This is a genomic window from Daejeonella sp. (genome assembly GCF_046590655.1).
Classification (GTDB): domain Bacteria; phylum Bacteroidota; class Bacteroidia; order Sphingobacteriales; family Sphingobacteriaceae; genus Daejeonella.
The window spans coordinates 23,524-30,127 of sequence record NZ_JBKJUM010000031.1 but is presented as its reverse complement, the minus strand read 5'-3'; the positions used below and the strand labels follow the sequence as shown (position 1 = coordinate 30,127).

At 38.8% G+C, this 6,604-nt stretch carries 4 protein-coding genes; all 4 read right to left on the bottom strand.

Features of this window, described 5'->3' with window-relative positions; all coding sequences use genetic code 11:
• A partial coding sequence (locus ACLL8Z_RS03180; RefSeq protein ID WP_411273307.1) for a TonB-dependent receptor plug domain-containing protein occupies nucleotides 1-1,181 on the bottom strand: 1,181 nt, incomplete at its 3' end.
• 432 nt (nucleotides 1,182-1,613) lie between these two features.
• Nucleotides 1,614-3,059 carry a SusD/RagB family nutrient-binding outer membrane lipoprotein gene (locus ACLL8Z_RS03175; protein ID WP_411273306.1) on the bottom strand — a complete coding sequence of 482 codons (1,446 nt, stop codon included), beginning with the start codon at nucleotides 3,057-3,059 and terminating at the stop codon, nucleotides 1,614-1,616.
• A gap of 17 nt (nucleotides 3,060-3,076) precedes the next feature.
• The gene (locus tag ACLL8Z_RS03170; protein ID WP_411273305.1) at nucleotides 3,077-5,863 is read right to left on the bottom strand and encodes a SusC/RagA family TonB-linked outer membrane protein; all 2,787 of its coding nucleotides are present in this window, start codon (nucleotides 5,861-5,863) and stop codon (nucleotides 3,077-3,079) included.
• Nucleotides 5,835-6,269: a carboxypeptidase-like regulatory domain-containing protein gene (locus ACLL8Z_RS03165; RefSeq protein WP_411273304.1), complete on the bottom strand. Its 435-nt coding sequence runs from the start codon at nucleotides 6,267-6,269 to the stop codon at nucleotides 5,835-5,837. The genes ACLL8Z_RS03170 and ACLL8Z_RS03165 overlap by 29 nt, the downstream gene beginning before the upstream one ends.
• Nucleotides 6,270-6,604 lie beyond the last annotated feature (335 nt).

The following is a 6,604-nucleotide window of genomic DNA, read 5'->3' as shown; positions in this document are numbered from 1 at the left end:
ATTTGTGATCTTTCAGAATTAGATAAAACATACTGAGCAGAAACTCCTACTGTAAATTTCGGAGCTACCTGAGAAGTAGCATTTACCGTAAAGTTATTCCTCTTTAACGCGTTGTTTTCTAAAAATCCTCTTTCTTGCAAATTACCGTAAGATAATCTATAACTCGATTTATCGGTACCGCCTTGAAAACTTAAATTGTTCTGAATATTTGAGCCTTGCTTGAAGATGTCAGTAACGTTATCTGGGTAGGAAGTTAACGTTTCAGATTCACCCCTAAAATTAGTTACAGTTTGTCCTTTAATTTCCGGACCCCAGGATGTAATAGAACCAGGATTGAAATTTCCTAATGTCCCTTGCGCGTACATATTTTGGTATTCCGGGTATCTATTTACTTCAACTAAATTTAGCGAAGAATTAAATTCAACACTGTTCTTTGTACCCGTTTTGCCCTTTTTAGTTGTAATTAGGATAGCACCGTTTGCAGCTCTCGAGCCGTATAATGCTGCAGCAGCCGGACCTTTCAAAATAGACATGCTTTCGATGTCTTCCTGATTTAGATCTATAGCCCTGTTAGAGTTTGATACCCCCGTTTGTAAAGCGTTGGTACCCCCACCGTTATCAATAGGTACGCCGTCAACTACAAATAAAGGCTGATTGGAACCCGTAAATGTGGTAAAACCCCTGATAAATATACCGGATGAAGAACCTACTTGACCATTTGCTGATGATACTCTGACACCGGCAACTTTACCTGCTAAAGAATTAACAGGGTTAGATGCTCTTCCCACTACTAGCTCCTCACTTGAAACAGTAGAAATTGAATAACCTAAATCATCCTTGTTTCTTTTTATACCCCCAGCTGTAACAACAACCTCGCTCAGCATGGTTTGATCTGCAGCAAGAGTAACATTTACTGTGTTAGAAGTGATAACAACCGTTTGCGTCACATATCCTATATAAGTAAAAGTTAACGATGTTGATCCTGAAGGAACCTGTAGTGAAAATTGGCCGTTTGCGCCTGTCGTGGTTCCTGAGGTTGATCCTGTTGCTCTGATGCTTACACCCGGTAATGGTAAGCCGTCAGTTTTGTCGGTAACTGTCCCGGTTACTGTACGTTCCTGAGCTATGGCCTGAAAGGCAATAAATAGCATCAGAAACAAACTTTGTAAAAGTTTTTTCATACTTGATTTATTAAATAAATGGGTTAATTATGAGTAATTGGTTACTTACTATATATATGTAAATCTCAACAACAATAATGTTACGGCAAAATATTTTGTAAACAAATTTACGAATACTTTTATAACAATTTGATAATCAGTGTATTAATTTTGAGATTAATTTTCTTATTTGTTTGATTTTCAGCACTTTTGGACATCAAAGAGCCAACTAATTATTTCAATAATATTCCCTAAAATCCAAGAGCAGGGAAAGGGGCATTAGGAATAGGTAAGTGCATCACTACAATTCGGAGGCTTACGTTAGATTCTGGGGGAGTGATTTCCGAACTTGTAATTGGTAAGCAACTTCAAAAGAGGCATTTACATGTGTATTGAAAAAGGCCGCAATGAACAATGTTCAAGGCGGCCCTTTCGATTTTTAAATTAGCAATTCTATTTATCCCACCAAACCCTTGTGGTCAAATTGTCTGCACCCTGGCGGGCAACAGCTTCAGTATAACTTTTTCCATTGATCGATTTTTCATTGGTTGGATACCCCATTCTACGCGGAATTGATGGAATGTTACCATTAATTGCAGGGTTTATCATTGGAAAGCCTGTTCTTCTCCAGTCAGTCCAGGACTCAAAACCATTCAGGTATAAATGAACCCATTTCTGAGTCATAATTTGTTGCAGGCCTGTTGTGGTATTATATGTAACACCAGACTGTCCCATGTAAGTCGTGTAGTTTGGCGCGTTATAAACCCCATAATTCTCAAAAGAAGCTTTAATCGCGTTATCATAATGAGTAGAAGCCAGTCCATCTCCACCGCCTATCCAACCTTGTTTGGCTGCCTCTGCAAAAGTGAATAATACCTGCGCATAAGAGTAAATCGAAGCTGGTGAACCGGCACCGCGGAACTTTTCACCGATACGGCTATAAGCACCCGGGATATTCTTTGCGGTATTTAAACCATATTCCAAACCCACCACTTTACCACTTAAAACCTCACCGTATACAGACAAACGCGGATCATTTATAGGAGACATATAGTTAGTCATAACTGTACTAATCGCATAATCATTACGCAGACTGGTTGTATAATTATCATACCATGGATTAAAATTATTGGGATCGCTTGCAAGGAACTTGTAAGCGATATTTTCAGTGTTGCTACTGATTACGCCGCTTGATATTGCATCAGCCATTTCTGCTCTACCTTTAGCATTGTCATTTTTCATTAAACGTAATGACATGAAAAGACGAGTTGTATTGGCGAATTTTTTCCATTGAGCCATATTACCATCAAGAAATTGATCACCTTTAACACCAGCTTCTCCTGTTTTAATCTGAGCAGCGGCTTCTTTCAATTCTTTAAATAAATCATAGTATATATCTTTCTGAGCATCATATTTAGGACTGAATTGCCCATTGCCTTTTAATGCTTCAGAATAAGGAATATCCCCAAAACGATCTGTTAACCACCAGAAAAAATATGCCTTTAAAATACGTGCAACTGCTGTCTGGTTATCTTTTGAACCATTTACACCCGCTTCGGCTAAAGGGCTCCCTGAATTTGCATTTGCAATAATGGTCTGCAAATTAAATAGGGGACCTGTATAATGCGGTGCCCACTCGAAATTTTGATTCGTATACAATGAAGAACCTGGATACGGACCTTCAGAAATATACTGAACATACATATCAGCAGAATGCCTGTTGCCAGCAGTACCCGGAAAGGCTGTACCGGGTAATTGCTGGAGAGAATTTGTAAGTAATGCCGAATTTGGCACACTGCTTACTGCCGTGGGATTCACATTGATATCCCCGAAGTCGCTTGGATCGCATGCTGAAAACAGCATTGCGGAGCCAATTACTAAACTTAATATTTTTTTCATGTTTTCTTTCTCTTTAATTATAGTCCAGCTCTCAAATTCAGTCCGAATGTTCTTGTTGAGCTTAGCTGTCCGCCTTCTCTCCAGAATACTTCAAGTTCTGAGGGATCAAATCCGAATTCCTTTGCAGGAGCAGAAATCAACCACGCATTATTAACCATGGCTCCTATATTTACACTTTTTACCTTAAGGTTTCCTAGTAGTGAGCGTGGAATGGTATATCCCAATCGTACTTCACGTAATTTTAAGTATGATGCATCTATTAAATAATTACGGGTATCACGCTGGCCATTCGTATAGTAATTTCTTCTGGCAGCGATATACGTATCAACAGGAGCACCCGATGGCGTAACACCGGTTATGTGCACACCTCCACCCAATGATGGAAACATACGTTCAGGGTTTCCTTTATCGTTATTCTTAACGGTAGCGGCAGTTAATCCTGTACCATCGCCATACATTTTACTTAAAGAGTAAAACTGACCACCTTTTTGGAAATCTAAGCCGAAGGTCAAGTCAACGCCTTTATAGCTCATGCTATTAAACGAACCACCTGTGAAATCTGGCATAACCGAACCCAGGTTATTATTGATCGTATAGTCCAAAGTTCCAGCTGCACTGGTATAAACTGTTTTACCTTGAGCATCTTTTTTAGGTAGTCTACCTACCGCCTGGCCCCATGGCTGTCCAACCTGATTCTCTATACGAAAATCGTTTCGTTGGGTACCATATAAATACGTGTTTAAGCCTTCAGCAAGTTCCTTTACAAGTGACTCCGTCTTAGCGAAACTAAAAGAGGATGTCCAGGTAAAGTTTTTATTTTTTATCGGAGTACCGTTTATAGCTAACTCCCAGCCTTTACGCTGAATATTACCAGCATTAATTTGAGCAGTAGTAAAACCTGAAGCCGGAGCTACATCGAGGCCAAGGATTTGATTGGTATTATTATCTACATAATATGTCAGATCAAACCCAACTCTGTCCTTGAGGAATCTCATTTCAGCACCTACCTCAATTGATTTAGTTAGTGCTGGAAGCACAGCACCGGTACGGAATTGGTTTCCGATTTCTGCCGATGGATTTGATCCATAAATATTACCATTATTAATAGCAATATCCACCTGGTACGGATCCAAATCGGAACCAACCTGTGCGAAAGCTGCTCTTAATTTACCGAAAGATAAAATGTCTCTAATACCTCCTTTAAGAAGCTCACTGAAAACTATACTCGTAGAAACTGAAGGGTATAAGTATGAATTATTTGCAGCAGGTAAAGCAGATGACCAATCATTCCTTAAAGTTGCATCTAAATATAAGAACGCCTTGTACCCAAAGGAAGCCTTCCCGAAAACACTTCTAACTTCTTTAGCCCTAAATCTACTTTCCGTAATAGGCCTGGTAACTGATGCAGAAATATCAAAGAAATTAGGAAACGTTAGACCGCCTGTTGTTTTATTTCTTAATTGATCTTCCTTGTTTGTACGAATATTTCCACCTATAAAACCATCTAAACTAAAATTATTAAAGCCCTTTCTGAAGTTCAATGTCGCTTCATAGTTCATTTCGTTATTAGAGAGTTGCATAGTTTCGTAACTCGGCACCTGTAATCCACCATTTGCAACTTTGAAATTACCTTTTCCATCGTTAAGGTTCATCCGTACAAAAGAAGTTACATTAAAGATATCATTGATCTTATACTTGAATCCCATGTTACCAACAAAACGATTGCGAATATCCGTGCCATAGTTTTGTTCAGCAATAAAAAATGGACTATCCCAATACTGAGGCTGTAGATAAATACTTGGATCGCCGGTCGAATTAGGGTCGCCAATATTCCATGAATTTAATGAACCGTCCGGATTGGTATAATTTCTCAATTTGTTCATATCCAGTTGACGCTGGAACCATTGGTTGAAGTTCATGGCAACATTCAATCCTTCTAAATTATAACCTTCTGTCGGCTGGCCCTTAGTATTACGAGTAGTATAACCTATATCAGTAGTTACCATTAATTTACTATTGATATCATACGATCCATTGAAACCAACTTGATGCTGATTACGATTAGCACCTGGTATAACTAAAGATCTGCTCAGGTTATTATATGATAACCGATATGCGATGTCCGGAGATCCGCCAGAAACGGCAATGCTATTATTGAAGTTTTTACCAGTCTCAAAAAAGTTCTTGATGTTATCGGGTTGAGAAGTCAAAGGTTCTAACTTGCCAAAGTCAGCACCAGGATACCATGAATAATAAGGCCTGTATTGCTGGCCACCTATTTTTGGACCCCAGCTTTCATCAGCTCCATAATCAATGATACGTTGATTATTGAATGTCGACCAACTGGTAGGATGTGTACTTGTTTTGTATTTGAAGAGATAAAAACCTTCAGCATCATAAGTAGAACCCGGGGATGTTGAATTTGAAGAATAACCTCCTGCATATGAATTCTGGTAAGACGGCATTAATGAAACATCTTCAAAAGCAGAACTCAGGTTCACGTCGATTCTCGGCGGGCCTGTGCGTGCACCCTTTTTAGAAGTGATTACGATTACTCCTGCTCCCGCGCGATTTCCATAAAGAGCAGTTGCGGCCGGGCCTTTCAATACAGAAATGGTTTCTACATTATCCATCATCACATTTTCCTGTAAGGTTGGAGTACCATCTACTATATATAAAGGATTTGCGACATCTAAACCACTTATTCCCCTTATGATAATGTTAGCATTGTCAAATGTAGAACTGGGTGATCCTTGTAATTGGATACCTGCCACTTTACCTGCCAAAGAGGAACTTATATCCATAGATTTTGCTACAGTTAGTGCTTCCCCTTTTAACTTCAGACACAGAATAGCCTAACGATTTTTTCTCACGGCTTTCACCTAAGGCCGTAATAACTATCTCAGACAACTGGGTGGCGTCATTTTCCATCGATACATTTATTGTATTAGATGAGGGAATGCTAACCTCCATAGATTTAAATCCTATGAAAGAAAATTGTAGTGCGGAAGATCCGGCAGGTACCCGTAAGGTGAATCTGCCATCGCCCCCCGTTGACGTACCTGTAGTCGCACCCTTAACCTTGATACTGACACCCGGAAGCGACAGGCCATCTTCACGGCTGATAACTGTTCCTGTAACAGTTCTTTCTTGCGCCATTGCCTGAAAAGCAATAAAAAGCAATAGAAAATATGGTAATAGTTTTTTCATAAAAATCATTGATTAATTAAAAAAAGTTGAATTGTGATGTTAAGATACAGCAACATTTTCGTTACAATGAAATATTTTGTTGCTTCATTTGGATTTATTAGGTAAACAATTGGTTATCAATATGTTAATTTTATGTTAAATCCGCTTATTGGTTGAGTCATTGGGTACTCAAAATTTTGTTATGACTTCAGACGCTATTTAGAAATATTATATCATGATATGCATCATTGCCAATCAATAGTTTGTCGTCGAGCCTGATCCGACTTGCTTCAGCAAAGTGCATATGAAAATTAAATTTTATTTCCCTTATTATAAGGATGTTACATTAACTATAT

Bases quoted from the DNA above. Each gene is read 5' to 3' on its own strand.
- ACLL8Z_RS03165 (WP_411273304.1), bottom strand. From the start codon at position 6,269: ATGAAAAAACTATTACCATATTTTCTATTGCTTTTTATTGCTTTTCAG.
- ACLL8Z_RS03175 (WP_411273306.1), bottom strand. From the start codon at position 3,059: ATGAAAAAAATATTAAGTTTAGTAATTGGCTCCGCAATGCTGTTTTCA.
- ACLL8Z_RS03170 (WP_411273305.1), bottom strand. From the start codon at position 5,863: ATGGATATAAGTTCCTCTTTGGCAGGTAAAGTGGCAGGTATCCAATTA.